26 protein-coding genes and 1 pseudogene are annotated in these 26409 nt (G+C 73.0%); 14 read left to right on the top strand and 13 right to left on the bottom strand.

The features are described 5' to 3' along the window. Positions 1 to 481, top strand: a 481-nt coding sequence (locus AAT21_RS14095; RefSeq protein WP_046776910.1) for a winged helix-turn-helix domain-containing protein, incomplete at its 5' end; no start/stop codon positions are given. Further along, on the top strand, positions 474 to 1565 hold the full coding sequence (locus AAT21_RS14090; protein ID WP_167350578.1) for a sensor histidine kinase: 1092 nt from the start codon (positions 474 to 476) through the stop codon (positions 1563 to 1565). The genes AAT21_RS14095 and AAT21_RS14090, both read left to right, overlap by 8 nt. 60 nt (positions 1566 to 1625) lie before the next feature. On the opposite strand, the gene AAT21_RS14085 is transcribed toward AAT21_RS14090, so the two are convergent. Continuing rightward, complete coding sequence (locus AAT21_RS14085) at positions 1626 to 2042, bottom strand: hypothetical protein (RefSeq protein ID WP_157879685.1); 417 nt, start codon at positions 2040 to 2042, stop codon at positions 1626 to 1628. 332 nt (positions 2043 to 2374) lie between these two features. Between AAT21_RS14085 and AAT21_RS14080 the strand changes: the two genes are divergently transcribed. The 8 genes from AAT21_RS14080 to AAT21_RS34935 all read left to right on the top strand — a co-directional run bounded on the left by AAT21_RS14080 (position 2375) and on the right by AAT21_RS34935 (position 13937). Then, entirely contained in the window at positions 2375 to 4984 is a 2610-nt protein-coding gene (locus AAT21_RS14080) for a helix-turn-helix domain-containing protein (RefSeq protein ID WP_063838091.1), read from the top strand. Between the two features lie 164 nt (positions 4985 to 5148). Continuing rightward, positions 5149 to 6276 carry an alpha/beta hydrolase gene (locus AAT21_RS14075; protein ID WP_046776907.1) on the top strand — a complete coding sequence of 376 codons (1128 nt, stop codon included), beginning with the start codon at positions 5149 to 5151 and terminating at the stop codon, positions 6274 to 6276. 75 nt (positions 6277 to 6351) lie between these two features. Continuing rightward, positions 6352 to 6516 carry a hypothetical protein gene (locus AAT21_RS37470; protein ID WP_157879684.1) on the top strand — a complete coding sequence of 55 codons (165 nt, stop codon included), beginning with the start codon at positions 6352 to 6354 and terminating at the stop codon, positions 6514 to 6516. Then, positions 6510 to 7310, top strand: a complete 801-nt coding sequence (locus AAT21_RS36725; protein ID WP_046776906.1) for a DUF6585 family protein — start codon at positions 6510 to 6512, stop codon at positions 7308 to 7310. The genes AAT21_RS37470 and AAT21_RS36725 overlap by 7 nt, the downstream gene beginning before the upstream one ends. 22 nt (positions 7311 to 7332) lie before the next feature. Next, positions 7333 to 7704 carry a hypothetical protein gene (locus AAT21_RS14065; protein WP_046776905.1) on the top strand — a complete coding sequence of 124 codons (372 nt, stop codon included), beginning with the start codon at positions 7333 to 7335 and terminating at the stop codon, positions 7702 to 7704. Then, positions 7704 to 9011, top strand: a complete 1308-nt coding sequence (locus AAT21_RS14060; RefSeq protein ID WP_046776904.1) for a lanthionine synthetase C family protein — start codon at positions 7704 to 7706, stop codon at positions 9009 to 9011. Before AAT21_RS14065 ends, AAT21_RS14060 begins: the two co-directional genes overlap by 1 nt. Beyond that, positions 9008 to 12121: a lantibiotic dehydratase gene (locus tag AAT21_RS14055; protein WP_046776903.1), complete on the top strand. Its 3114-nt coding sequence runs from the start codon at positions 9008 to 9010 to the stop codon at positions 12119 to 12121. The genes AAT21_RS14060 and AAT21_RS14055 overlap by 4 nt, the downstream gene beginning before the upstream one ends. Before the next feature lie 355 nt (positions 12122 to 12476). Then, on the top strand, positions 12477 to 13937 hold the full coding sequence (locus AAT21_RS34935; protein WP_046777394.1) for an eCIS core domain-containing protein: 1461 nt from the start codon (positions 12477 to 12479) through the stop codon (positions 13935 to 13937). Between the two features lie 75 nt (positions 13938 to 14012). Here the strand turns inward: AAT21_RS34935 and AAT21_RS14045 are convergent, their stop codons facing one another. The 3 genes from AAT21_RS14045 to AAT21_RS14035 all read right to left on the bottom strand — a co-directional run bounded on the left by AAT21_RS14045 (position 14013) and on the right by AAT21_RS14035 (position 16004). Beyond that, positions 14013 to 14420 (bottom strand): PPOX class F420-dependent oxidoreductase, encoded by a 408-nt coding sequence (locus tag AAT21_RS14045; RefSeq protein ID WP_046776902.1) that lies wholly within the window; start codon positions 14418 to 14420, stop codon positions 14013 to 14015. A gap of 471 nt (positions 14421 to 14891) precedes the next feature. Beyond that, positions 14892 to 15383, bottom strand: coding sequence for a zinc ribbon domain-containing protein (locus tag AAT21_RS14040; protein WP_046776901.1), 492 nt, complete (start codon positions 15381 to 15383; stop codon positions 14892 to 14894). 189 nt (positions 15384 to 15572) lie between these two features. Next, positions 15573 to 16004, bottom strand: a complete 432-nt coding sequence (locus AAT21_RS14035) for a GNAT family N-acetyltransferase (RefSeq protein ID WP_046776900.1) — start codon at positions 16002 to 16004, stop codon at positions 15573 to 15575. A 106-nt stretch (positions 16005 to 16110) separates the two neighbouring features. On the opposite strand from AAT21_RS14035, the gene AAT21_RS14030 reads away from it, so the two are divergent. After that, the gene (locus AAT21_RS14030) at positions 16111 to 16596 is read left to right on the top strand and encodes a hypothetical protein (protein WP_157879683.1); all 486 of its coding nucleotides are present in this window, start codon (positions 16111 to 16113) and stop codon (positions 16594 to 16596) included. 52 nt (positions 16597 to 16648) lie between these two features. Here AAT21_RS14030 and AAT21_RS14025 read toward each other — a convergent pair whose 3' ends face one another. The 4 genes from AAT21_RS14025 to AAT21_RS14010 all read right to left on the bottom strand — a co-directional run bounded on the left by AAT21_RS14025 (position 16649) and on the right by AAT21_RS14010 (position 19181). Next, positions 16649 to 17320: a VOC family protein gene (locus AAT21_RS14025; RefSeq protein WP_046777393.1), complete on the bottom strand. Its 672-nt coding sequence runs from the start codon at positions 17318 to 17320 to the stop codon at positions 16649 to 16651. A 108-nt stretch (positions 17321 to 17428) separates the two neighbouring features. Then, on the bottom strand, positions 17429 to 17809 hold the full coding sequence (locus tag AAT21_RS14020) for a hypothetical protein (RefSeq protein WP_046776898.1): 381 nt from the start codon (positions 17807 to 17809) through the stop codon (positions 17429 to 17431). A gap of 2 nt (positions 17810 to 17811) precedes the next feature. Next, entirely contained in the window at positions 17812 to 18057 is a 246-nt protein-coding gene (locus tag AAT21_RS14015; RefSeq protein WP_046776897.1) for a hypothetical protein, read from the bottom strand. A gap of 89 nt (positions 18058 to 18146) precedes the next feature. Further along, complete coding sequence (locus AAT21_RS14010; RefSeq protein ID WP_046776896.1) at positions 18147 to 19181, bottom strand: ABC transporter permease; 1035 nt, start codon at positions 19179 to 19181, stop codon at positions 18147 to 18149. A 107-nt stretch (positions 19182 to 19288) separates the two neighbouring features. Between AAT21_RS14010 and AAT21_RS14005 the strand changes: the two genes are divergently transcribed. Further along, positions 19289 to 19921, top strand: coding sequence for a TetR/AcrR family transcriptional regulator (locus AAT21_RS14005; RefSeq protein ID WP_046776895.1), 633 nt, complete (start codon positions 19289 to 19291; stop codon positions 19919 to 19921). Positions 19922 to 20187: 266 nt separating this feature from the next. After that, complete coding sequence (locus AAT21_RS14000; RefSeq protein WP_052757770.1) at positions 20188 to 21243, top strand: serine hydrolase domain-containing protein; 1056 nt, start codon at positions 20188 to 20190, stop codon at positions 21241 to 21243. A 24-nt stretch (positions 21244 to 21267) separates the two neighbouring features. Here the strand turns inward: AAT21_RS14000 and AAT21_RS37465 are convergent, their stop codons facing one another. The 4 genes from AAT21_RS37465 to AAT21_RS13985 are packed head-to-tail and all read right to left on the bottom strand — an operon-like array spanning position 21268 to position 24169. Further along, entirely contained in the window at positions 21268 to 21414 is a 147-nt protein-coding gene (locus AAT21_RS37465) for a hypothetical protein (protein ID WP_157879682.1), read from the bottom strand. Between the two features lie 4 nt (positions 21415 to 21418). Next, complete coding sequence (locus AAT21_RS13995) at positions 21419 to 22063, bottom strand: response regulator transcription factor (protein WP_046776894.1); 645 nt, start codon at positions 22061 to 22063, stop codon at positions 21419 to 21421. Then, positions 22015 to 23394, bottom strand: a complete 1380-nt coding sequence (locus AAT21_RS13990) for a sensor histidine kinase (RefSeq protein ID WP_235438783.1) — start codon at positions 23392 to 23394, stop codon at positions 22015 to 22017. Before AAT21_RS13990 ends, AAT21_RS13995 begins: the two co-directional genes overlap by 49 nt. A 1-nt stretch (position 23395) precedes the next feature. After that, positions 23396 to 24169, bottom strand: a complete 774-nt coding sequence (locus AAT21_RS13985) for a CPBP family intramembrane glutamic endopeptidase (protein WP_046776893.1) — start codon at positions 24167 to 24169, stop codon at positions 23396 to 23398. Between the two features lie 468 nt (positions 24170 to 24637). On the opposite strand from AAT21_RS13985, the pseudogene AAT21_RS38925 reads away from it, so the two are divergent. Next, positions 24638 to 24817, top strand: a pseudogene (locus AAT21_RS38925) (hypothetical protein); the annotation flags it as partial. 58 nt (positions 24818 to 24875) lie between these two features. Here AAT21_RS38925 and AAT21_RS13980 read toward each other — a convergent pair. Beyond that, the gene (locus tag AAT21_RS13980) at positions 24876 to 26324 is read right to left on the bottom strand and encodes a DUF7824 domain-containing protein (RefSeq protein WP_052757769.1); all 1449 of its coding nucleotides are present in this window, start codon (positions 26322 to 26324) and stop codon (positions 24876 to 24878) included. Positions 26325 to 26409 lie beyond the last annotated feature (85 nt).

Raw genomic sequence — 26409 nt, 5'->3', positions numbered from 1 at the left:
CGCTGCCGACCGGATCGACGACAAGGCCTCCGGGTTCGGGCTGGGCGCCGACGACTATCTGACGAAGCCCTTCGAGCTGCGGGATCTGGTCCTGCGGCTGAGGGCGCTCGACCGCAGGCGCGCGTACACCCGGCCCCCGGTCCGCGAGATCGCGGGCCTGCGGGTCGACCCGTTCCGGCGGGAGGTGTTCCGCGACGGGCGGTACGTGGCGCTCACCCGCAAACAGTTCGCCGTGCTGGAGGTCCTCGTCGCCGCCGAGGGCGGGGTCGTCAGCGCGGAGGAGCTGCTGGAGCGCGCCTGGGACGAGAACGTCGACCCGCTCACCAACGCCGTACGGATCACCGTGTCCGCCCTGCGCAAGCGGCTCGGAGAGCCATGGGTCATCGCCACCGTGCCCGGGGTCGGCTACCGGATCGACACCGGTACGGACCCCGCCGCTCCCGCGTCCGCGCCCGGTGCCGGCGGTGCCACCGGTGCGTAGACGGCCGGGGCCCAGTGCCCGGCTGAAACTCGCCCTCAGCTACGCCGGATTCCTCTTCGTCGCCGGCGCTCTGCTGCTGGCCGTGGTGTGGATGTTCCTGCTGCGCTACGTACCGGACAACTCCCAGGGCCTCCTCGGGGTCTCACCCAACCGCTACCTCCTCGTACGCACCTTCGCCCCCGCCGCGGCCGCAGCGATGCTCTTCCTGCTCGTGTTCGGTCTGCTGGGAGGATGGGTCCTCGCCGGCCGGATGCTCAGACCGCTCACGCGGATCGCGGACGCCGCGCGTACGGCCGGAGAGGGCTCACTGTCCCACCGGATCCGGATGGAGGGCCGCCAGGACGAGTTCCGTGAACTCGCCGACACCTTCGACTCGATGCTCGAACAGCTTGAGTCCCACGTCGCCGAGCAGCAGCGCTTCGCCGCGAACGCCTCCCACGAACTGCGCACCCCGCTGGCGATCTCGCGGACGCTCCTCGACGTCGCCCTCAAGGACCCGGCGCGGGACCACCCCGAACTCCTCGAACGCCTGTCCGTCGTGAACGCCCGGGCGATCGACCTGACCGAGGCCCTCCTGCTGCTCTCCCGCGGCGACCGCGGGAACTTCACCCGCGAGAGCGTCGACCTCTCCCTCCTCGCCGAGGAGGCCGCCGAAACGCTGCTGCCCCTGGCCGAGCAGCGCCGGATCACCCTCGACGTGACCGGTGGCGTGACCGGCGGCGCGCCCCGGACCACCGGCTCCCCGGAGCTCCTGCTGCGGATGGTGACGAACCTCGTCCAGAACGCCGTCGTCCACAACCTCCCGGCCGGCGGCACCGTGACCGTCCACACCGGGGCGTGCGGCGGCATGAGCGTGCTGCGCGTCGAGAACACGGGCAGTGTGCTGCCCGCGGATCTGGTGGCGACCCTCACCGAGCCGTTCCGGCGCGGAACGGACCGCGTACGCACCGACGAGCACGCCGGCGTCGGCCTCGGTCTGGCCATCGTGCACAGCATCGTCCGCGCGCACGACGGCACCCTCGACCTGTCCCCCCGCCCGGCCGGCGGCCTCCGCGTCACGGTCCGTCTGCCAGCCGAACCGTAGAAGGCCGGCTGCCGGACCGCGGCCGCGGGCAAGCACCCTTGCAGGCAGGCGGGCCGCTTCTCAGTACTCGCCCAGGTAGGTCTTCGTCTCCGGGCGGCCGCACAGGGTGATGAGGACGGCGGAGAGGAGGAAGGTGATGATGAATCCGGCAAGTTGGGTGAGGGTGCCGTCGCGGTCCCAGTCGGCTCCGGCGACCATGCCGCCGATGGCCAGGCCGGAGACGGTCGCCGGGATCAGGGCCAGCCGGCTCAGGCGGTCGCCCGCGTCGGTCCTGCCGGCGAGCACCCGGCCACCGCCCCGCAGCAGGCCTACGCCGAGGGCCAGGACGGGCAGGCCGAAGAGGCCGAAGCCGTTGCCGTCCGTGAGGAGCAGCAGGAGGAGCACCGCGAAGCCGGCGATGACGGCACCGGCGGCGATGCCCAGGGCGCCCGCGCCGGTCGCCGCTGCCGGCCGCGGCATGTGAGGGGAATCGTTCATGGCTCGTACTCCTTGGAGTGTCGTTCGTGTGGCCCGGGCGCCCCTGCGTGTCTCGATGTGGCCGCCGGGGGCGGTGCCGGGGTGTCTGAGGGCGTAGTGCTCGGCGAGGCGGCCGAGTCCCTCGGGCTCGGCGAGCCAGGGGGTCTTGAAGCTGCACTCGGCCCACCAGCAGCGGTGGGGCACGTGGGCTCCTCGCCTTCCGTCGGGGTGGCGCCGCTGACGATGGTGTCCCGGGCGGCCGCGGCCGCACAGGTCAGGGACCCGGCCATTGGTGACCGGTGGCCACGGGTAGGCTCACCGCCGTTCTTACCGGTGAGCCAGGGGGATGTGGGATGGCAGAGGACGTCGGCACGCTGTTACGACGGCTGCGCGAGCGGGCGGGCCTGACGCAGGAGCAGGTCGCCGAACGGTCCGGGGTCAGCGTCCGTACCATTCGCCGGCTGGAGAACGACCGGTCCACCAACCACCGGGTGGCAACGCTCAACCTGCTCGCGGACGCGCTCGGCCTGGAGGAGAGGGACCGTCTGCTGCTGGCGGCCGCCCTCGCCGGCTCACCCGCCGCTGCCACCGCCGAGCCGGCCGCCGGTCCCGACGCGGACCCCCGTCCCGGCCGCGAGCCGGCGCAGGCGCAGGCGCCGGCGGTGCCAGCGGAGGCGGCCGCCCCGCCCGGTCCGGCGCCCGACCGGGTGCCGGAGCGAGTGCCCGACCGGCTTCCCGTCCACGGGAGGCTGGCCGAGGCGGCGGAGGAACTGGCCGTGGAGGTCCGGCGCCGCTGGCGCCGGGAGGAGGCGCAGCGGCGCGTGCACGACCCGTTCCCGCTGCCCGTACGGTGGACGCCGGCGCCCGCCGCGCTGACCGACCGGGCGGAGAACATCCAGCGCCTCGGACCGGGTGAGCCGCCGCGTGCGGTGGACCTGGACGGGGATCTGCGCAGCCTTGCCGAGGTGTACCTCAGGATCCCCTCCGGGCGGCTGGTCGTCCTGGGGCGGGCGGGTTCGGGGAAGTCCGTCCTCACGATCAGGCTGGCGCTGGACCTCCTGGAGACCCGGGCGTCGGCCGCGCACCGCCGCGTGCCGGTGGTCTTCAGCGTCGGGTCGTGGGACCCGTCGACGACCGCGCTGCGGGACTGGCTGGTCGGCCGGCTGCTGCGCGACCATCCGCATCTGGCCCGCCGGGGCCCGGGCGGGGCGACCCTGGCCGCCGCGCTGGTCGACGGGGACCTCGTGCTTCCGGTGCTGGACGGGTTCGACGAGATGGGCGAGGGGCTGCGGCGCGACGCCCTGGACGCTCTCAACGCGACCGCCGCGCCGCTCGTGCTGACGAGCCGGCGCGACGAGTACGCCGAGGCCGTCCGGGCGGCGCACGCACCGCTGGTCTGGGCGGGCTGCATCGAGCTGGCCGACCTGACGCCCGAGGACCTCGCCGACTACCTGCCACGCACCGACCGCGGTGTCCCGTCCGCCCGGGCGGGCGACGACGCCGTACCCCCCGGCTCCGCGTGGGACACGGTCCTCGCGGAGCTGCGTACCTGCCCCGGCCCCGCGCACCGGAACCTGGCCGCGGTCCTGACCACCCCGCTCATGGTCGTCCTCGCCCGTACGCTCTACAGCGAGTCCGGCGACCGCGATCCGGCCGAACTCCTGGACGGTGAGCGGTTCCCCTCCGTGCGGAGTCTGAGCGAGCACCTGCTGGCGGGCTTCGTGCCCGCGGTATACCGCCGCCGCGCCCCGGAGCGGGACACGGGCGGTACGCGGTCCGGGGCCCGGTACGCGGACGCCGTCCGAGCCGAGCGCTGGCTCGGCCGCCTCGCCCACCATCTTGTCCGCACGGACCGTGAGCGCCACGACCTCGCGTGGTGGCAGCTGGGCCATGAGCTGTCCCGTACGGCACGGACCGTGGCCCTCGTGCTGGCGACCGCCGTGGTCGTCGCGCTGGCCGACTGGTCGGTGGGTCTGCTGCTCGTGCCGCTGCCGGCCGGGGAACTCCTGTTGCAGGGTGCTCTGATGGGGCCGGCCGCGGGTCTCGGTTTCGGAGCGGTCTACGCGATGGTCGACCGGTCCGGTGGCGCGGCGGCCTTCGAGCCGACCCGGGTCCGGCTGACGCTGCGCGCCTCCCACGCCGGTCTCGGCCGCCGGTCGTCGCGTACCTTCTTCGCGCGGCTCGGGCAGGGCCTGATCGGCGGCACCGTCATGGGCATCGGGTGCGCGTGTGCCCTCACCCTTCAGCGTGCCCTGGCCGCCGGCACGCCGCTGGCCCACCCGGACGTCATCCTGGGCACCTTGATCAACATGTTGGTGTTCGTGCTGATCTTCGGGCCGGCCGCCGGTCTCGTCTTCGGGCTGATGGCCGCGCTCGAAGCGCCCGTGGACGTCTCCACGGCGGCCACCCCGGTCAGTCTGCTGGCTTCGAACCGTGCGACGGCGGGCCGCCAGTTCCTCGTCCTGGCCGTGGCGCTCACCCTGGCCATCGCCTTCGGCGGGTATCTGGTGGTCGCGGTGCTGCGCACGGTGATCGGTCCGCTCAACTGGGGTGTCCAGGACAGCCTGTTCATCGGGACGGTCTGCGGCCTGGGCGGGACGGCGGCCTATGTGCTGGCCTTCACGGCCTGGGGCCAGTGGATCGTCCTGGCGCGCATCTGGCTCCCACTGGCCGGGCGGCTGCCCGCGGACCCGGCCGCGTTCCTGGACGACGCCTACCGGCGCGGGGTGCTGCGCCAGACCGGGGCCGTCTACCAGTTCCGTCACGAGCGGCTGCAACACCACCTCGGCCGTGCCTTCCGCGGCGCGCACCGGGACTTCACGCCGGCGGCGTTCGGGCCGGCCTCCCCCGACGGGCGCCCTGACGCCGGACGTCCCGGCGACGGGCGTCCTGCCACAGGGCTTCCTGCCGCCGGACGTCCTGTGGCCGGGAGTCCTGTGGCCGGGGACGGGGAGAACGGCTGACCGGGGGCGAGCACCTGGCCGCCGGCCCCTCGTCCGGCGGCCGGTCATCGATGGCCGGTCGAATGGCCTGGTGACCGCGTGGCTCGGGGGGCCAGCATCGGGACTCCGGCTCGCGGCGGGTCGTCCCCGCGGTGCGAGCTTCCGTCCACGATGAAGGGTTCGTCATGACGTCCCATCGCATCACCGCACTGGGCGCGGCCTTCGCGCTCTCCGCTCTGCTCGGCCCCGGCGCGGCACTCGCCGCCGCGGCGCCGACCGCCGCAGGTTTGACCGCCGCGCCGTCGGTCACCGCCGCCGCTCCCCTGGACGCCGAGATCCCCGTCTTCACCGACGGCCACGGTCTGAGGCTGGTCCCCGAGGACACACAGGTGCACAGCCCCACCGACTTCACCCTCACCGTCACCACCCCGCAGGTCTCCGGGAAGCACCGGATCCGCATCCTGCTGCCCTCGGCCTACGGCGCCGACCCCGACCGGCGCTGGCCGGTGACGTACTTCCTGCACGGCGGTGGCGGCACCGTGGACGACGTCGCGGCCGCGCCCGCGCTGCGTTCGGACTCGATGATCACGGTGGTGCCGGACGGCGGGCTCAAGGGCTGGTACGCCGACTGGGTGATGCAGAACACCGCCGAAGGGGCCGCGAACTGGCAGACCTTCCACCTCTCCCAGGTCGTCCCGTTCATCGACGCGAACCTGCGCACCCGTACCGGCCCGGCCCACCGGGCGGTGGTCGGGCTGTCGATGGGGGGCTTCGGCGCCCTCCACTACGCACAGGCCCGCCCCGACCTGTTCGGACACGTGGCCGCCCTCTCGGGAGGCATCGACTTCGGCATGTGGCAGGTCCGCGCGGCCGTCCTGGCCACCGAACTCAACCTGACGGGAGCCTGGTGCGCGAGCACCACGTCCGGTTCGGCCGGCTCCGGCCGGTGCACCGGCTACGGCCCGATCGTGGACAGCGACGCGATCTTCGGCTCCCCGTACCCGGTGTTCGGGGCCGACCGGGTGTGGAACGCGGTCGACCCGGCCGCACCGGCCAACCTCGCCCGGCTGTCGGGCACCGCCATCACGCTCTACACCGGCAACAACGACGTCATCGACGTCCACACCGCAGCCGCCTCGCACACGGTCAAGGGCCGCCTGGACCGACTGGGCATCCCCAGCCGGCTCGTCGACTACGGCAACGGCACCTCCCTCTCGCCGAGCTGCAACGGCGGTCACAACTACGGCTGTTGGGCCCCCGCGCTCACCGATTACGTGCCGCGTCTGGAAGCCGCCTTCGCCTCAGCGGGCTGACCCGGGACCAGGGCCCCGGGGAGGGCCCGGGCCCGGGTCGGGGAACGGACGGCGCGAAGTGAGGGGATGACGAGCATGAACGAACGGGACACCTACGAGCAGCCGACCGGCGAGGCAGCCGCGCTGGCGGCGGACCGCGGCCTCGGGCAGTGGCAGCGGACCTTCCGGATGAAGCAGAGCCGCTTGTTCGGCAAGCACAACGCGTCGCGGCTCTACCTCTACGACGGCGCACGGTGGTGACGGGCCCCGAGGGGTTCGCGGCCGCGTACGTCTGGGACACGGTGCGGGTGCTGCGGTACCTGAGCACCCGCAACGGCGTCCCGTGGGACGCCCGGTACACCTTGCTGGACCCGCAGGGCGCGGCGGTGAACATCGGTCCGGGCACCCGGGTGTTCCTCAAGGACGAGAAGCGGGCGCTGGGCATCACCTCGCTGGTGCAGGGTGCCCTCTTCCTGTGGCCGGACGTCTGGGGTGAGCACATCCTGCGAACGGTCACGCGCGCCCAGCTGCCGAAGGTGCTCGCGGCCCTCGAACGGGGCGGGACCGTGGACTTCGGGGCCTACAAGGTCGACCAGCACGTCCTGTCGGGCCGCAAGCACTCCGCCCCCTGGTCGCAGATCACGGAGATCTCCTCGTACAGCGGCACGCTGATCTTCAACGGGAGCCTGAAGCGCACCACGGTGGACAGCGCGGACCTGCAGAGCATCGCCAATCCGGATCTGTTCCTGCGGCTGTGCCGGCACCTGATGGGGCGGGCCCGTACGCACCACCGGGGTCGGCACCGGGTCGTGGGTGCGTGGTGTTCTCCGCCCTCACCGAAGTCACACCCGAGGTCGAGACACGGATCACCGAACTCGTCAAGCGCGCGGTGTGAGGCGCGCGACGCCCAGGAACGCCGGCCCGGCACGCCCGGGCCGGCGGGGCCCGGGCCGGCGGGGCCCGGGCCGGCGGGGCCCGGGCCGGCGGGGCCCGGGCCGGCGGGTTGCGACCTTCGCCCGAGGTGCCATCGTAGAAGTAGGGGCATTGCTCGGTGACCACAATGTCGAGGGTCGAGTCATGAACGACGAGCAAGCATACGTTACGTACAACGGTGACCAGTTCGACCTGGACATCCGGGTCAAGATGACGACGCGGGAAGTGGACAGGTTCGTCGTCCAGGACACCCATAGCTGTGCCAGTACCTGTGGCGATGAATGCACGAACAGCTGTGCCAGCACCTGTGCGGGCAGTTGCCCGGCGCTCGAAGCCCGCAGCGAGACCGAGACCTGTGAGACCTGCGGTTCCTGCACTTCGGAGTGTGCCCGCAGTCTCTACGAGGATCACTACGTGCTGGAGGTCAGCCAGGTCCGGGCCGACGGGGTCACTCGCAAGGTCGCCGGTGAGCATGTCATCCGCCGAGTCGTCGAGCACCCCCGGCAGGAAGCCTGATGGTCCCTTCCGTCTGGCAGCCGGCCATCGGCGATCCGCAGACCGTCGCCATGGTGCGTGCCGTCTCTGTGGACGTGCTCTCGCGGCTGCGTGACCCCGACATCGTCGAGGAAGTGGCCCGTACGGCACCGCTCCAGGGACGTCCTCGGTGGACGGCCCACAGCGCCGCCCAAGGAACGTGTGGCCTCGCACTCGCCTTCGGACACCTCGACCGGTGCCTGCCCGGCGAGGGCTGGGACCTCGTGGCCCACCACCACCTCAGCCGCGCCGTCGACGGCACCGCGTCGAACCCGGTGAGCGCCCTGGGACTTTTCGCCGGCCTGACCGGAGTGGCCTTCACCACCTCGTATCTGGCACACGGCGGGCAGAGGTACCGGGACCTGCTCGGGGACATCGACGACAGCCTGTACACCAGGATTCCCCGACGACTTCCCGCCGTCACCGGGGAGGGCCTCGCCGTCGGCACGTTCGACCTCGTGTCGGGGTGGACCGGCGTGGCCGCGTACCTCCACTCCCGGCCGACCGGCCCAGCCCGGGACCGTGCTCTCCACACCGTGCTCGCCTGGCTCGTGGACCTGTCCCGTGCCGTCGAAGGGGTCCCCGCCTGGCACACCCCCCATGCCCTCATCGCAGACGAGAGCATCCGCGACCGGTACCGGACCGCGGTCGCCAACTGCGGTCTCGCCCACGGCATCACCGGCCCCCTCGCCATGCTCGCCCTCGCCCACGCCGACGGCCCGATCCGCGCGGGGCACACCGAGGCGATCCGTCGCACGGCGTCCTGGCTCGCCTCGCACCACGTCGACGACGCCCGAGGAGGGTCGTACCCATCGGTCGTCCCGCTCGGTGAGGACACCGGCATACCGTCGGCGGGCCGCGACGCCTGGTGCTACGGCAGCCCCGGTGTGGCACGCGCCCTCTGGCTGGCCGGCACCGCTCTCGGCGACCCCGGCCTGACCCGTACGGCCGTCGCGGCCATGCGGGCCGTACTGCGGCGACCCGTCGCCCGGCGGCGCATCGACTCGCCCGGATTCTGCCACGGCATCGCCGGGCTTCTGCAGGTCACCCTTCGATTCGCCGTCGACACCGGAGACGAGGAGATCAGCGACGGCGCGCGACGCCTGGTCGACCAGCTGCTCGGCGAATACCAGCCGCAGGCGCCCTTCGGCTACCGCAGTATCGAGCCCGACGGCACCCGGGAGGACCGGTCCGGTCTCCTCGAAGGCGCCGCAGGGGTCGCCCTCGCCCTTCTTGCCGCCGTCACCCTCGAACCACCCGCCTGGGACCGGTTCTTCCTGCTGTCATGAGAGCCGACGCCTCCAGTGGTCCCGGCCCCGGCACCCGGCGACGCGCCGCGCCCCGGGCGTCGGGGCTGTACCGCTGCCTGGACCACTTCGTGATCCGCACCCCGATCCTGCCCGTCACGGACTATCCCGCGGCCGAGGACCTCGTGCGCGTGCCCCCCACCGCTCGCATTCGGGACGACGAACACGCACGGCGTGCCGTTGTCGTGTCGTCCCTGCCCCTCGCCGCCTCATTGCTCGGGCCGGTACGCACCGAACGCGACCGGCGGCGGCTGGAGTCGAGCATCCTGCGCTATCTCATTCGCCTCAGTACCCGGCCCACTCCCTTCGGGCTGAACGCCGGCGTCGCTCTGGGGCGGTGGGGCCCGGTGACCGACGTCCGTCTCGCCGACCGGCCTCCCGAGGTCCACGCCCGTGTCGACATGCACGCCCTCGTACACTTCGTCACCGACCTCGAATCGCGGACGGAGATCCGGGAGGCGACCACGGTCATCGCCAATCCGGCCGTGCTGCACCGCGCCGGCCGGATCACGTTGAGCGGTGTCGAGGCGGTCCTCGGGGCGAACGGCGGCGAGAACGTCACCCTCCGCGCCACCGGCGCCGTCACCCGCGCCCTCGCACTCGCCCGCATGCCCACGGCCTACGCCGACCTTGCCGACGACCTCCTGGAAACCGTCCCCGGAGCCACCCCCGGCAAGGTCCACGATCTGCTGTACCGGCTGTGGCGGCACGCATTCCTCCTGACGGACCTCCGCCCGCCGCTGACCCACCTCGACCCCGCGGGACACGTCCTCGACCACCTCGGCCGGATACCCGCAGCCGGCACCGCCGCCGCGGACCTCGGCGAACTGCTGGCCGCGATCCAGGACTGGGAGCGGCAGCCGGCCTGCACCGGCGCCGCCACTTTCCCCGCGCTCGCCGACCACGCCCGCCGCGTCACGGGCTTCGACACCGCCACACCGCTCCAGGTCGACGCCGTTCAGCCCCTGGCCGCCCGCCAGGTGTCCCGCAAAGTTGCCGACGAAGCGGTCCGAGCGGCCGAACTGCTGCTGAAACTCACCCCGTTCCCCTTCGGTCTGCCGCAGATCAGCGCGTATCGGGGCGCGTTCGAGGTCCGCTACGGCACCGACCGCGAAGTATCCGTCCTCGAACTCCTCGATCCCGTCGCAGGCCTCGGCTCACCCTCCCTCCTCCCTCCGGTCATTCCCGCCAAGGCCGCCCGGGCCGACACCTTGCTCCGCCTCGCCACCGGCGCCCTCCACGACCACCTCACCAGCATCGACCTCGACCAGGAGACCATCGACCGACTCGCCCTCTGGGATGTGGCTCCCGAGCGGCTGCCGACGTCGCTCGATCTCTACGCGATGGTCTCCGCCCCGTCACCCGCCGCCATCGACGCCGGCGACTTCCACCTGGTCGTGGGCCCCAACGTCGGCGCCGGGGCCGCCGGACGCAACCTCGGCCGCTTCGCCGGCATGCTTCCCGGCGCCGTGCCCGCCCTCGGCGACATCGCCGCAGCCGAACAAGCCGTGGACTCCGGCCGCACTCTGGCCGAACTGGTCTACCTCCCCGAGAAGACCCGCTCGGCGAACGTCGTCGTCCGGCCCGCGATCCGCGACCACGAGGTCGGCATTCGCACCAGCGCCGCGGACGGGCCCGCCCGCTACATCCCCCTTGACCAACTCTCGGTCCGCATCACGAACGGCAGGTTCGCACTGATCTGGGACGACGGGACGGGGGAACGCCGGGAGATCAGCGTCTGCTCAGGACACATGCTCAACCACAGCCGAGCCCCCGCAGCCTGCCAGTTCCTCGCCGAGGTGAGCCGCGACTGCAGTGCACAGCTCATCGGCTTCGACTGGGGCCCGGCCCGCGGCTTCCCCTACCTTCCACGCGTCACCTCCGGCCGTGTCATCCTGCACCCGGCCCAGTGGCGCATCGACGACACCGCGGCGCACGAGCTGGCCGGTCAGCCGGACCGGTTCCCGGCCGGGTTCGACGACTGGCGCCGACAGTGGCGGGTACCCCGCTACACGTACCTCACGAGCAGCGACGCGGCGGCGGACCACCGGCTCCTCATCGACGTCACCGCGCAGTCCCACGCCGACGAGATACGGCGAGCCCTGAGTCGTCTGGGGCCCGGCGGCAGCGTGGTCCTCCAGGAGGCCGTACCCGGCCTCGACGACGCCTGGGTCAGTGGGCCGAACGGCCGCCACGCCGTCGAAATCGTCGTGTCCATGACCCGCAATGCCTCTGCTCCGCGCTCCGTTCCCTTGCGTACGTCCGGCGCCCGCGCCGCGGTGACGAGGGAGGACCGGCTACGGCCCCCGGGCAGCGACTGGACCTTCGTCAAGCTCTACGGCGACCGGCAGGAAGAGGAATCCCTGCTCGTCGGCGCGGTCCGCGAGCTCGTCCGCTCGCTGGACCGCCATTGCGACCGCCGCGTCTTCCTGCGCTACGCGGACCCCGAACCCCACCTGCGGCTACGCCTGCGCGGCAACCCCTCCGTGCTCGTCCCCGCAGTCAGCGACTGGGCCGGCGCCCTCCTCTCCGACGGCCACCTCTCGCGGTTCACCTTCGACGTCTACGATCGTGAGATCGAACGCTACGGCGGCCTCATGGGGATGGATGTCGCCGAACAGCTGTACTCAGCCGACAGCTGCGCCGTTCTCGACCTGCTCTCCCTGGACCTCGCCGGCACGTCTCGGCTCGACAGGACGGGCCTGGCCCTGCTCACCATCGACGACCTGCTGACCGGGCTCGGTCTCAGCGAAGCCGAGAGGCTCCGCTTCTACCACCGGGACACTCCCCAGCGACGGCTGGCAGGCGCGGAGTACCGCACCCGCAAGGCGGAATTCTGTGACCTGCTACGCGGGCCACCTTCCCGCCTCATCAGCGGCATCCTCGCCCAGCGCCGACCTCATCTGGCGGACGCAGCCCGCCGGCTCGCCGAGCTGGATCGCCGCCGGCAACTCGGCAACACGCTGCCCGAGCTCTGCCACAGCTACGTTCACCTGCACTGCAACCGCCTCCTGGGCGCGGACCGCGCTGCAGAGAACACAGCGTTGGAACTGCTCTACCGCACCCGCCACAGCCTGGCGTCAGGAGCCTGACACCCGTTTGGCGGCGGCGGGACGGAGAGGGGCAGGCCGGGGGCGTGCGCCGCGGGGTACGCGGGGGCACGGGCCGTCCGGGCCGACTGGTCGGGGGCGGTGGGTCTGCCTCAAAGGGCACCTCGGTTGCACGGCTCGGTGGCCGTCCGGGCAGAGAGCGGACGGCCGGGCGTCGATCGTTGGCTTCGCATCGGAAGGTGAGCTGATAATGCTTCAGAACCCCTGGTCATGACGGGTGACCGACCCTCGGGGTGTGGCCCTGCAGCCGCGCGAAGCGGCTTCCCCGACATACTGAAAGGGCGATCGCGTGAGTCCCAAGCACCCCCGGCCGACGCAGAAGACCGACGACCGACTGATGCTGTCCTCCCGCCGTTCCGCGGCTCCGCAGGAGGAGGCCGCGCCGCCGGTCGGGTTGATGGCGCTGCAGGCCGGTGCGGGCAATGCCGCGGTCGTGCAGATGCTCCGGCGGAGCGGTCGCCTCCAGGACCAGGAACAGAACCAGGACCGCGAACAGCACCGGCACACCGACGGATGCGGACACCAGCAGACCGGGCAGCACGCGGTACAGCGGTCCGCCGTGCACGACGTCCTGCGCGCCCCCGGACGCCCCCTGGACAACGCCACCCGCACCGACATGGAATCCCGGCTCGGCGCGGACTTCTCCGACGTACGCATCCATGACAACAGCGCCGCCAAGGCCTCCGCCGCCGAGGTGGGGGCCCGCGCCTACACCTCGGGCAGCCATGTCGTCATCGGCGCGGGCGGCAACGACAAGCACACCCTCGCCCACGAGCTCACCCACGTCATCCAGCAGCGCCAGGGGCCGGTCGCCGGTACCGACAACGGTGCGGGGCTGAAGGTCTCCGACCCGTCGGACAGGTTCGAGCGGGAGGCCGAGGCGAACGCCAGCCGGGTCATGGCCCCCGGCCACCGGGCCGCCACGGACGTACAGCGGCAGGCGGCGCCCTCGGCAGCGGCCAGTTCCCACCCCGCGGTGCAGCGCGTGGCGAACCCCCAGGACCTGCTGACGGTCGAGCACTGGGAGGGGAAGGCCGGACTGGGCGAATCCAGCAGCACGGCCGCCAAGGCCAGGGCCAAGCAGATGGCCGATTCCAAGAAGGCCGCGGGCAAGTTCAAGGCCAGCAAGTCTCCACGCCGCATGGAGGACATCATCGCGACCGTCGGCCCCCAGTTGCTGAGCGACCTGTCGAAGATGAAGGAACCCGCCGGACAGATGGAGCTGTACCGCTCCATGAGCTTCGAAGAGGCCCACAGTGCCCTGACCTACTGGGGCGACGAGGCCTCGCGGAACGAGATGACGCAATACATCGCCGCCGGCGGGGGCACGGCGAAGGAGTTCAGGGGGAAGGGGTACTCCGGTATGACGATCGGGGCCCACCTCGGCGACCAGGGCCAGGCCGACGGGTACTACGACACCCAAGGGGAGCCGTACGCGGTCCAGCTGAGGTTCACGCTGAAGCCCGGCGCCCACACCCTCCTGTTCCACCCGAACCACATGGCACTCGGACCCGGTTACAAGAACGACCTGATCCGCAAGGCGAACAAGGACGACGGGGACTACCAGAACGCGAGCCCGAACGAGGGCACCCTGGGCGGGTACATCGGCGTGAAGGCCGAGGACAAGGAGCCCTACAGCCTGGGCATCGCGCAGGGCAACAACGGCAAGAAGGGCAGGGAGGTCGGCCCGAGCCAGCTGCTCTTCGAACTGTTCGTCGAGAAGGTCGAGCTCGTGAAGAACAGGTCCGGGAAAGAACTGCCCGGTACCGCAGTGGCCGAGCAGGAACTGGTCGCCTAGGATTTGTCCTGCCGCAAGCCCGCCGTGGGCGCTCCGGGCCGGTCCGGCCGGGGCGCCCACGGCTGCCGCGCCGCACTAGATCGAGCCGACGACCTTGCGGGGAACGACCCGCACCACGACGCGCGGGGCGTCGTCGACGGAGGCGGGGTTGAAGTCCCGGTAGTCCTTGCCCGTGTACTTCCGCGAGAGCTCGTTGATCAGCTCCTGGCCGCCCTCCGTGCTCAGCTCGGCCGTACCCCGCACCTCGGCGTAGGTGTATGGCGCGTCGGGCGGGTTGATCATCACGGTGATGCGCGGGTCCCGGCGCAGGTTCTGTTCCTTCCTGCGGCCCTCTGTCGTGGAGATGAGCAGGGCGTCGCCGTCGCGCATGAGCCAGGTCACGGACAGTTGCGGGCTGCCGTCGGGCTGGATCGTCGCCACCGTCGCGAACAGGGGAGCGTCGTCGATGAGGCGCTTCAGATCATCGGAGAGTTCAGCAGACACGGGTGCAAGCCTTTCCGGAAGGGCGTCCCGTACCCGCGGCACGGAACCCGACAACATCTGACCCTGTGTCACCATAGCCCTGCCGCAGCGCCACTGAGGGTGATGGCGCGGCTCCCGACGGCCGATCTGGCGGATCAAAGCCGCTCGCCGGACCCCGGCCCCGCGGTGGCGGGGCGTGGGCTGCCCATGGCGCACCGACCTGCCCGTACCGGAGCTGCGGCGGCTCGCGGCCTGCGGGGGATCGTTTCTACGGTCCGGCGTGGCACAGCACCCGAAGGTCACCGCCGACCTGCTGGAAGCGCTCCCCCGCGGACCCGGAACCCTGGTCGTCCACGCCGCGAGGTCGCCGCGCAGTAGAACCTGGGCCGGCACTTACCCGGCGGCTCCGGCAACCCGACGGTCATCATCGCCACCGCCGACCGCGCCGCCCGGGTCACAGCGGTCACCCGGTGAACCCTTCCGGCCACAGCACTAGGAGGTACGGCGTTCCGGCAATGCCGTGCCGCAGCCGCTGCAGTAGCGGGCCTCCGCCTCGATCGCGTGCCGGTGGCACCGGACGCACACCAGGTGCAGCGCGCACGGCTCCGGCGGGGCGGCAGGGGTGCTGCGTCCGATGCTCATTCCGCGGCGCCTGTTGTGCACGGTCAGCACGAGGAGCCCCTCGGGGCCGGCCAGCAGCGCCCGGGAGGTACCGCGCGGCAGCAGGCCGAGAAAGCCGGGAGAGAGCCGGGACTTGGCTCCGTCGACGGTGAGGGTGCCACCGCCCCCGACGACGACCAGCATCACGTCGACCTCGTCCTCGACGTACGCCGCCCCGCCCGTCCCGGGCAGGTGGCGCACCAGGTTGGCGTCCAGTTGCCGGTCGGCGGCCTCCAGCCGCCACAGCGCGCCGCTTTCCCCCTGTGCCACCGCCGCGACCAGTCCCGCGACCGTGACGAACTCCGCCTCCCGCACAGCCTGCATATCCTTCGCACCGAGCCGAACCGCAATGCCCTGCACTGCGCCACACCACCCTCATGATCTCCCACGCGTCGCCCCGGCAGCGAGCAGGAAGCCCACAACATCCGCGGGCCCCGGCTGTCGGCTCGGCGCGGTGGGCGCGGGCGGTGGAGCAGGGCGTGAAGCGCCGGTCCCGCAACCGGGGTGGGCGGCTCACTGGCTGCCGAGGGTCATCCACCGCTCGGGCGCCTCCAGCGGGGCGAAGCCGAACTTGGCGTAGATCTCGTGGGCGTCCGCGGTGGCCAGCAGGACTCGGCGCAGGTTGTACGGGGCGAGATGGTCGCGCACCGCGGCGACGAGCGCGGTTCCGAGCCCCTTGCCGCGCACCTCCCGGGAGATGTAGACGTCGCACAGCCAGGCGAAGTCGGCCCGGTCGGTCACCACGCGGGCATAGCCGACCTGGAGGCCGGACGCCCGCTCGTAGACGCCGAAGTTCAGGGAGCCGGCGATGGCCCGGTCCTGCTTCTCCCGGGACCGGTCGTGGGCCCAGTACGCGTCTTCCGACAGCCACTTGTGGACCAGGGCGGGATCGATCCGCGCGGAGTCGGCGGATATCTCGTATTCAGCGGGGAGAACAGTCGTCATGGCTGCATCCAAGCAGTTGCCACCGCTCCCCGACCGCTGATTTTCGTTCCGCCGCCCGATCCTTTGCGTGATCATCGAACGGGAGCGGCGTGCGAGGATCCCTCTTATGGATCATGGAATCGTCTGGACGAACGGAGCGGTGGGATCTCCCGCCGCCGGGCCCGAGGACGTACTGCGCATGGTGCGCGGCGCCGTCCGTGTCGAGCCGGGCGGGCGGGTCGAGACCCTGGTCGCCGAGTGCATGATGTGCGGTGCCGGGGAGGACGAGTTCGAGGTCGCCAAGGGCGAGTGCTTCTGCGTGGGTTGCTGCATACCCCTCGGAGTCACGGACGGGGACGTGTGTCGCTCCCCAAGCCGGTGGCGGCTGGAGCCGTCCGAGGTACCGTTGCCGCCCTCTTCGCCGGGCCCGGGGTTCGAACCGGCGGACCTGCCCCGCTGCCCCGCGGGGCACGACGTCTTCCAGGTCGCGGTCGCGCTCTCCTTCACTGCGGAGGGGGAGGTACGGGGCATCTCGGTCGGCCTGAGGTGCCCGGTGGACGGCGCGCTGTGTCTGTACATCGACGACGCACGCGTGGTTCCGTACGCGGCGTAACCCGCCAACCCGCCAACCCGCCGCCCCGCCGCCGGGGCTCGGGGGCGGGGAATCAGGGCTGCATCGCGGGGGTGTGCGACTCGGGGCCTCCCCAGGCGAATCCGTCGGGGTCGGTGAAGGCGTCGGAGGCGCTGCCGAGGACGACGCGGTGCGAGCCGGTGCCGTCGGCGGGAACGCCGAGGTCCTTGGCCAGGGCGCGGCGCTTGTACAGGGCCAGCTTGACGGAGCCGGCCCCTCCGGCGGCGAACTCGACGTACTTGCCGCCGAAGCTCTTGGCCACGCCCAGACCGCGGCCGACGTAGAACTGCTTGGTGGCCTTGACGTCTTCGACGCCCAGCAGCAGGACGACCTCGTCGATCTCGCGGGTGGCGGGCCCGGTGTCCTTCCTGGCCGAAGTCGCGATCTTCCAGATCGTCCCGTCGGGTGCCTGGACGACGCCGCCGTACCCCCACAGGGACTTCGCGGCGGGCTTCAGGACGGTGGCGCCGGCGTCCACCGCGGCGGTGACGAAGCCGTCGACGGTGGCGGGTCCGGAGACGGTGAGCGCCAGGGTGAAGCCGCGGAAGCCTGTGGAGTGCGCCTCGGAGGCCCGCAGTCGTACGTACGGCTCCACTCCGAAGGCGGCGTAGAAGCGGCGGGCGGCGTCCGGGTCGGCCACCTCAAGGGTGACCGACGTGAGGGACGTGACGGACGTGTGGGCTGTGGTGTGCGTGGTGGTTGCCATGTCGACCACGCTAGGCGCCCCACCGTCGCCGGGGCTTCTCCATTCCTGACCGGTCCCGGGCAACGCCGCCGCCGGGCCGGCGGCGCCCTTCGGACGGTCGGGCAACGGTCAGGAAGGCGGGCGCATCGAGCGCAGCCGCTCGGCCACGTCGTACACGTTCAGGCGCAGGGCGCGGATGTCGGTGATCAGGTCGCGCCACGGTTCGAATGCCGTGTCGACGTCCTTGCCGGAGGCCCTGATGTAGGCCACGGCGACGCCGTAGCCGAAGTACTCGTTCCTGGCGGGCAGCGGGCGCAGCAGGACGATCTGCTCCAGCAGTGCCGCCGCCCGCCAGTACGCGTCGGGTGCGTCGGCCACCAGCGCCGGGGTGTTCACGCGGTGCCGGGCGACGGCGGCGACCAGGCCGGAGTAGTCCAGGACGCCCAGGTCCTGGCCCAGGAGTTCCTCCTGCCGGTCCAGGAGCCATCGGATGTCGATGTGCAGGTCCAAGATCAGGCCGCCCGGCCCGGGCGGGCGGACGCGGGCGGCCCGCCGAACTCACGGTCGAACGCCTCGGCGATGCCCGGCCGGCCGACGACTTCGCGGAACGCGGCGGTCGCCCTGCCCAGAGCGAGCTGGTTCTCCTCCTCGATGGCCAGCTCCGCCAGGTAGGCGCGGACGCTCATGCCACGGGCGGCGGCCACCGCGGCGAACCGGTCCCGCGTCGCCGAGTCGATCTTCACAGTCGTGTCTGCCATGCCCCGAGTATGCACCGGTGAATACCTTTGTGAATACGGTACGGAGGATCCCGGCGCCCCACACGGGCGACCGGCGCACCGGGGACCCCCTACGGCCGGGGAGCCGGGGCCGCAGCCGCCTGGGGCGGGACCGGGGCCGCGGGGGTGTGGGCGGCCGGGGCGGGGCGGCGGCCGTCGGCGACCAGGACCGCGGTCACTCCGAGCACGGCCCACAGGGACAGGACGAGCGCGGGTCCGGCCGCGCCGGCGCCGTCGAAGAAGGCGACCGAGCGGAGCAGCGAGCTGCCCGCGCCGGGCGGCAGCCACTGGCCGACGAGTCCGGCGGGCTCGGGCAACAGGTGCGGCGCGCCCGCGGCGCCGGAGAAGGGGTTGCCGAGGAGGACGACAAGGAGGACACCGAGACCGATGCCGGGCTTGCCGAGGAGGGCGTGGAGCCCGGCGACACCGCCGGCGACGGCCGCGACGGTGAGGGCCAGGACCCCCGCCTCGGCCCACCAGTTGCCGGTGAGGACGCCCAGCCAGCTGTGGGCGAGGGCGGCCCCGGTCAGGCCCACGAGGGCGGCGGCACCGAGGACCGCCGTGACGGCACGGCCGCCGCGCAGGCCGCTGAGGGAGACCAGGGCTCCGGCCGCGACCCCGGCGAGAGCGAGGGGCAGGACACTCGCGCCGAAGGCGGCGCCGCGGGCGTCGGCGGCGGGTGTGGGCACCACGTCGGTGACGGGCATGCCCGGAGCTCCGGGCGGCGACTGCATCGCGACGGCCTGTGTCAGCAGTTGCGCGACGACGGGGCTCGCGGCCGAGGCGGTGAGCAGCTGCGGGCCCTGCGGGGTGACGACGACCGCGCCGTACACCTCGCGGTTGCGGACGGCGGTGCGGGCGGCGGCCTCGTCGGCGTACCGGTGGATCTCGAAGGCCCCCTCGCGGGAGGCGAGCCGCTGCTCCAGCGGGGCGGCCGCGGCGGCGGGTCCGGCGACGCCGAGGGGCAGGTCGCGCGGGGCCGTTCGGGTGGCCGGCCAGGCGAAGGCCCAGAGGGCCAGTGCGGCGAGGAGCGGGACCATGACCATCACGGCCAGGACGCGGCGGGAGGCCGGGACCGTGGGGCCGGAGGCGGATGTCACTGCCATGACGGGACTCGTTTCAAAGAGAAGGATCGTTCGTTTTACGTCCTGGACCCACTGTGGGACGACCTCCTCGCCTTGTCAAGAATGAATGTTCGTTTTAGCTTGGGGCCATGGCACGTGTATCCCAGGCGCACCTCGACGCCCGCCGCCGGCAGATCCTCGACGGCGCAACCCGCTGCTTCACGCGCAACGGCTTCCACGCCACGTCCATGCAGGACGTGCTGAAGGAGGCGGACCTGTCCGCCGGAGCCGTCTACCGCTATTTCCGCAGCAAGGAGGAGCTCATCGTCGCGATCGCCGAGGAGACCTTCGTGTCGATCCGCGGCGCGTTCGAGCAGGCGGCAAAGCAGAGCCCGCCGCCCCCTCCGGACCTCCTGATCTCCGAGGTCCTCGGGACGATCCTGGACGTACGGGCCGGCGAGCCCGGAGCCGACCCCCGGGACTTCCCCCGCCTGATGCTCCAGGTCTGGACCGAAACCCTGCGCAACGAGGAACTCGCCGCGCTGCTGCGCCGCGGGTACAAGGAGGTCGTGGGGTCGTGGGTGGGGCTCGTGGAAAGCTACCGCGAGGCGGGCATGCTCCCCTCCGACGTCCCCGCCGAACACATCGCGCGCACCCTCATCGCAGCGGCCCAGGGATACATCACCCAGCAGGCTCTGTTCGGCGGGATCGACCCCGCCATGCTCCGCGACGGCCTGCGCGGCCTGATGTCCATGACCGACGCTTCCCCGACAGGACGGTGACCCGGCCCGCGAAGCTCCCGCCGGAGGCCCTGTCGGCCCGTGGGTCTCTCATGTGTCGAGCGGAACGAGGAGGGCCGAGCCGGCCCCCGGCATCGCCCGGCCGGGCCGGGCGCACGACCACGTGTGTGGTCATGGGCGACCTTCGTCCGTGCGGCCGGACGGGCACACGCAATTCCGGGCCGTACTGCTCAGGTCGCAGGGACGGGTACGGGAAATCATCATCAAGGCGCACCGGGCGCGAGCGGGGCGCCGCAATGATGTTGGTCATGGCACAAGAACTCGGCACCCTCGCCCAGCGGACCGCCGACCGGCTGGCCGAGAAGCACGTCGGCGTGGTCGTGGCCGCGGTTGCGGAAGACACCGTGGAGATCCGCGGCGCCGGGAGCACCGGCGCGGACGACGGGGGCGTCCCCGGGCCGGACACCCTGTTCGAGATCGGCTCGGTGACGAAGACGTTCACCGCCCTCGCCCTGGCGCGCATGGCATCCGTCGGCACGGCAGCGCTGGACGAGCCGCTCGCCGACCTGCTGCCCGCGGGAACGGCCGTACCGTCACGCGACGGCCGGCCCATCTCCCTGCAGCATCTGGCCACCCACACCTCCGGGTTGCCGCGGCTGCCCCGGGGCATCCTGCTCCCGGTCCTCCTGAACCGGTCGAGGTCGGACCCGTACGCCACCTGCACGGCCGAGGCCCTGCTGTCCGGGCTGGCCAGGACGCGGCTGCGGGCCGTGCCGGGGAAGCGGTTCCGCTACTCGAACCTCGGATCCGGGCTGCTGGGCCTCGCCCTCGCCCTGCGGGCCGGAACGGACTACGAGTCCCTCATCACCCGCGAGATCTGCGCCCCGTTGGGCATGACCGACACCCTCGTCACGGTGGACGCCGCCCGGTCGGACCGCTGCGCGCAGGGCCACGCCCGCCCGGGGCGGCCCGTCGCCCCGTGGCATCTCGCCGACCTGGCGGGCGCCGGCGCCCTGCGGTCGACCGCGACCGACCTGGTGGCCTACGTACGGGCCCAACTGGACGGCGGGCCCGCAGAACTGGCCGAGGCGATCCGCCTGAGTCGTGCGGTGGAGCACCGCACGAGCTCCTTCGCCCGGGTGCACCTCGGCTGGATGGCCCACCGCCTCCACCCCCGGCAGGGCGCCCACCTCCAGATCTGGCACAACGGCGGGACCGGGGGCTTCACCTCTTTCGTGGGCTTCGACCCGGAGAAGCGCCTCGCCGTCGTCGCCCTCGGTAACACCGCCCGCCACCCGGTGGACCGCCCCGCCTTCGACCTCCTGCGCACGCTCCAGCAGCAGTGCGCGTCCGGCACGACCTGAAACGCACCCGTGCGTGAAGCCCCGTCAGTGGATCTGGGCCGTGGCCGCGGTGACAAAGGCGTCAAGGGCGTCCTGCAGGTCCCGCTCGCGGTCGGCCAGATCCGTTCGGGTGGGCGCCGCCCGTAGCGGGCCGATGGCGTCGAAGGCCGCGGCGGACCCGCACGTGCCCATCCCGCTACCGCTTCAGGTAGGCGAGGACGGCCAGCACGCGCCGGTTGTCGTCCGCGGACGGTTCGATCCGCAGCTTGGTGAAGATGGCCGCCGTGTGCTTGGCGACCGCGCTCTCGCTGATGAACAGGGTCTGTGCCACGGCCGCGTTGGAGCGTCCCTCGGCCATCAGGCGCAGGACGTCCAGCTCGCGCGGTGTCAGTTCCGCCGTGGTGCCGCGGGCGTCGCTGCGGGCCAGCAGCCGGGCGATGACCTGCGGGTCCATCACTGTGCCGCCCGCCGCGACGGTGCGTACCGCGTCGACGAACTGGATGGTGTGCGTGATCCGGTCCTTGAGGAGGTAGCCGATGGCTCCCTGGCCGCCGGCGAGGAGTTCGTGGGCGTAGAGCTGGTCCACGTACTGCGACAGTACGAGGACGGGCAGAGCCGGCCGGGACCGGCGCGCCGCGAGGGCCGCCTGGAGGCCCTCGTCGGTGAAGGTGGGCGGCAGTCGGATGTCGACGACGGCCACGTCCGGCTCCTCCTCGATGAGGGTTCGGAGCAGGGCGGGGCCGTTGTCGACCGCGGCGATCACGTCGAAGCCGTGGTCCTGGAGGGTGCGCGTCAGCCCGTCCCGGAGGAGGCAGAGGTCTTCGGCAAGGACGACGCGCACGGTATCTCCAAGGTCGCGGTGGTCGGGCCGCCCCGCGGGCTGTGCAGGACGAGGGTTCCGTCGAAGGGTTCCAGGCGGCGGCGCAGACCTCGCAGACCGCTTCCGCCGGGGTCCGCGCCGCCGCGGCCGTCGTCGGCGACCGTGACGCGCAGGGCGCCACCAGTGTGGCTCAGGTGGATGCGGACCTCGGGTGCACCGGAGTGCTTGGCTGCGTTGGCGAGCAGTTCCGCGACGGCGAAGTAGCCGGCCGATTCGACGGGGGCGGGGAGCCGTCCGGGCAGGGCCGCCTCCACGTGCACGTCGAGGTGGCTGTCGAGGGCGAGCGAGCGCACCGCGTCACCGAGGCCCCGGTCGGCCAGTACGGGCGGCAGTACGCCGTGGACCAGCTCGCGCAGGTCCTGGAGGGCCCGCTGGGAGGTGGCCCGTACCTCCTGCAGCAGGGCGCGGGCGGCCTGCGGGTCGTGGTCGAGGAGGCGGGTGGCCTCGTCCAGCGTCATACCGAGGGAGACCAGCCGGGCCTGTGCCCCGTCGTGCAGGTCCCTTTCGATGCGCCGCAGTTCGGCGGCCTGGACGTCGAGGACGTCGGCGCGGGAACCGGCGAGGTGCTCGATGCGGCGGACGAGTTCGGTGGTGTACGGGGCGGCCAGCAGCCGCCCGCTCCAGCGTGCGTGCAGCCGCAGGACCACGGGGGCCAGCCGCAGTCCGGCGGCGGTGAAGGCGAGGCCGAGGAGGAGCGCGGCGAGCATCGACGGCGTGGAGTCGACCAGGACGAAGGCGTACCAGTTGCCGTCGCCCAGGAGCCGCCATACGAAGGGCTGGACGACCGCGCCGAAGAGTCCGTACTCGACGAGGGCGAGCGGTACGGCGGCGAGCAGCGCGCCCGTCCAGGGCTCCGCCCAGGCCCAGCGCAGGTCGTGCCAGAATCCGGCGTCGCCGAGGATCGCCAGGGTCCGTCGGCGAAGGCCGCCCCTGCCGGTGTGCCGGGGCGGAAGGGGTTGCGGCGGACTGATGACCGCCCGCTCCCCGGCCCCCGCCCGGGGCCCGGTCCCGGCCCCGGTCTCGGTCCAGGCGGCGGCCCATCGGCGGTAGCGGTCCGACATGTTGCGCAGGGCCGTCGCCGCGGGCGGGAGCAGGAGGAAGCCGACGCCGACGGGCAGCAGCAGCAGTGCCCCGATCACGAGGCCGCCGGCGCCGGTCACCGCGAACGCGGCCAGGGACAGCAGCTGGCAGCGGCCGAGGTCGACCGCGGCACTCCGGATCCGGGCCCACGTACCCCTGTTGCCGGGCCGCGTACTCCCCTGCGCCGCCATCCCCACCCGTCGTCCCGTCATGTCAGCGCGCTCCGTGCGCCGTTGCGTCGGTGATCCTATCCGGCGCCGGGTGCACGGCCCGGCGGGTGGCGGCGAGCCACGGGAGCGTCGCGGCCAGGCAGGCGGCCCCGAGGACCAGCATGGGCGCGGTCGCCGCGGCCGTCTCGTCGGTCACGTACAGCATGCCGAGGTTGACCAGGGTGTGGAAGCCGCCGGCGAGCAGCAGCCGGTTGCTCCGTACACCCTCCAGGGCCAGGCCGAGGATGACGGACATGGCGGTGGTGGCCAGCAGGAACCCGGCGGCGTAGGCGGGCTCGTGCGTGAAGACCGGTACGTGCCACAGGCCCCAGAGGACTCCGACCAGCGCGGAGGCGGTGACGGGACCGAAGCGGGTGCGCAGCAGCGGCTGGAGGTGGCAGCGCCAGCCGATCTCCTCGGCGCAGGCGCCGAGGAGCTGGGCGGCCACGACCAGGACTACGGGATGGGTGAATGCCTGCGGGCCGGTGACGGGGAGCGAGCCGGACGTGAGCAGGCCGCCGCCCGCGCACAGGGCGATGATGAGGACGGGGGTGAGCAGCAGGGCCACCCGGCGGCCGGCCGCGCCGCCGGTCCGCTCGCGGGCGGGCAGGGTGCCGGCGAGCCGGTCCCTGATCCGGCCCGGCCACAGCAGAGCCACGGCGGCCACGGCGACGGCGGGCCCGAACTGGGTCAGTTGCACCACCTCGGGCGGGATACCGGTCACGGGCTGGACGGCGCCGAGCAAACCCGCCGCCACGAAGGCGACGACGAGGAACACCCCGGCTTCCGCCGCCCATCGGGGCCGCCGCCCACTCGGCCCGCTCCCCCCTCTCCCCTCGTTCCGCCCATTCCGCTCGTTCGGACCGCTTCGTCCTGCCCGTCGTGCCTGCTGTTGCACCTGCTCGGTTCCCGGCATGCCGCCCGGCCTCCCCCGTGGGTCGCTCGGGGCGTGCCTGTCACGCCCCTCGTCGATGCTGCCTGTGCGGTGCGGGCCGGTCCTTGCACGTGGGTACCGAAGGGGGTGTATCCAGGTACACCCTCGTCTTGGGCAGCCGGGTCCGCGTACCGGGAGGGCGTCGCCGGCCCCGGCGGGGCGACGGCCGTCGCGCGGGCGGCCGTGAGGTGGCGGGCCGGCGCGACCCGGCGAGGGCCGCGACCAGGACACGGACCCCACCCCAGCCGGCCAGGCCGTGGATCCGGGCGCCGAGCCAGGCCACCCGGGAGCCGGCACGTCACGTCGCCGGGCCTCGGGGTCACCCCGAGCGCGGTCTCCCAGGACCTGCGGGTGCTGCACGCGACGGGCCTGGTCACGCGGACGCGCGACGGGTGCCACGTCCTCTGCCGCCGCAGTGCGCTCCACGTCCTCTGCCGCCGCAGTGCGCTCCGCGACCGGCTGTTGGACGGCTCCGGCCCGCCGGGTCTCTGACGATGCGTCCGGTGTACGGCGCCCCGGCGGTCGTCCGGGCCACCGGTTCCGGCCCGGCTCACCCGCCGACGAGCGCGAGGGTCAGGCGGCGGGCTTCGGTCACGACGGCGGAGGAGCCTCGGCGGGCCGCGACCGCGGCCACCGCCTCGGGGACCGGGCCCGCGGCTCGGGAACGCTCCGCGCAGTCCGCGGCGACGGCCAGTACCTCGCCGGCGCCCCGCACGGAGGGCAGCAGAGCCGGCAGTACCTCGGCGAGCACGCGCCAGAGGGTCGCGTGGGCGCCCGCTGCCGCGGCGTCGCGGGCGGCGTCCGCGAGCCGGTTGGGCTTGACCGTGCCCAGGCCCGTCATGGCGGCGAGTTCGCGGCCCAGCAGCGGGGCGTCGAGTTCTCCGCGGGCAGCCAGCACCAGCAGCGCCTCCACCGCCGGGCGCCGGCTCTCCGCGTACCGGCCGCCGAGTCCCGCCGCCACGGCGGCGTGCAGGGCCGGCCCCGCGGGCCCGCCCAGCCGGGCGAGGTGCGGCAGCATCCAGGCGCCGCCGTGATCGCCGGCCGTCGCCGCCAGGGTCACGTGCGGCAGGAGCCACGCGGCCTGGGTCTCCCGGTCCTCGGGCAGTACCGACGCCCGGACGGGGTGGCCCTCGTGCCAGTGGTAGCACTGGGTGAACCCTTCGTGCGGACGGCCCAGCCAGTGGAAGGACTCCGGGAACTCCCGCTGCAGCTGCGGGCGTTCACCGGTACGGAAGGCGACCTGCGCGGCGGCGGCTCCGGTGCGCCGCCATGCCCGGTGTGCCGCGGGGTCCGGTTCGACGACCCGGCGCAGCGCCGGGGCCGGTGCGCCGTCGGGGCCGAGCCAGGCGGCGAGCCGGGCGCCCTCGGCGGTGCCGAGGCGGGCCGCGGCGTCGGCGGCCTCTCCGGCAGCGGGGTCGTCGCGCCGCACGCGCAGCAGCGCCTGCCCGAAGTCGGCCGGGCCCGGGCGGACACCCGTACGCCGGTACTCGGTGAGCCGTTCGACCAGTTCGGCCGCCTCCAGTGCGCCCGTGTCCCAGCTGGGCGTGGACAGCAGGAACGGCAGCGGGTCCTTCGACATGAGGGTGTACGCGATCTCCCGCAGCCGGGCGGCGATCACCAGCTCCAGGCCTTCCTGGGCACACTCCTCGTGTCCCCGATGGCGGCGCACGTACTCGGGCTTGAGGCTGTATCCCGGGACCAGCCACAGCAGCGATGCCACGACGACGTTCACCCCGCCGAGCCGGTGCGCCTCGGTCTCCTGTTCCTCGTAGCGGTGCCCCAGGGCGGAGGAGAGGGCCCGGGCGAGCGGGTGGCGGTCCCGGTGTGCCTGGCGTACCAGCCCGTCGAGGGAGCGCTCGAAGTCCGCCACGGTGTGGGCACGGGAGTCGAGGTGGGACGCCGTCAGCTCGACGGTTTCCGCGAGTTTTTCGGGCGCGGGGCCGAGCCGCCGCGCGGGAGGCACGGGCGGGAGGGTGTCCTGAGCGGCGGTCCAGATCATGCCGCAACGCTAGACGCACCCACTGACACGTACTGACGCTCCGGGGCACCCCTGTGGACCCCGCGGGAGGGGGTGACGGGCGGAG

Origin of the sequence: Streptomyces yangpuensis, from assembly GCF_001005295.1 — a bacterium.
Taxonomy (GTDB): Bacteria; Actinomycetota; Actinomycetes; order Streptomycetales; family Streptomycetaceae; genus Streptomyces; species Streptomyces yangpuensis.
The sequence above is the reverse complement of the archived record's forward strand: the minus strand, read 5'-3'. Positions and strand labels throughout refer to the sequence as shown.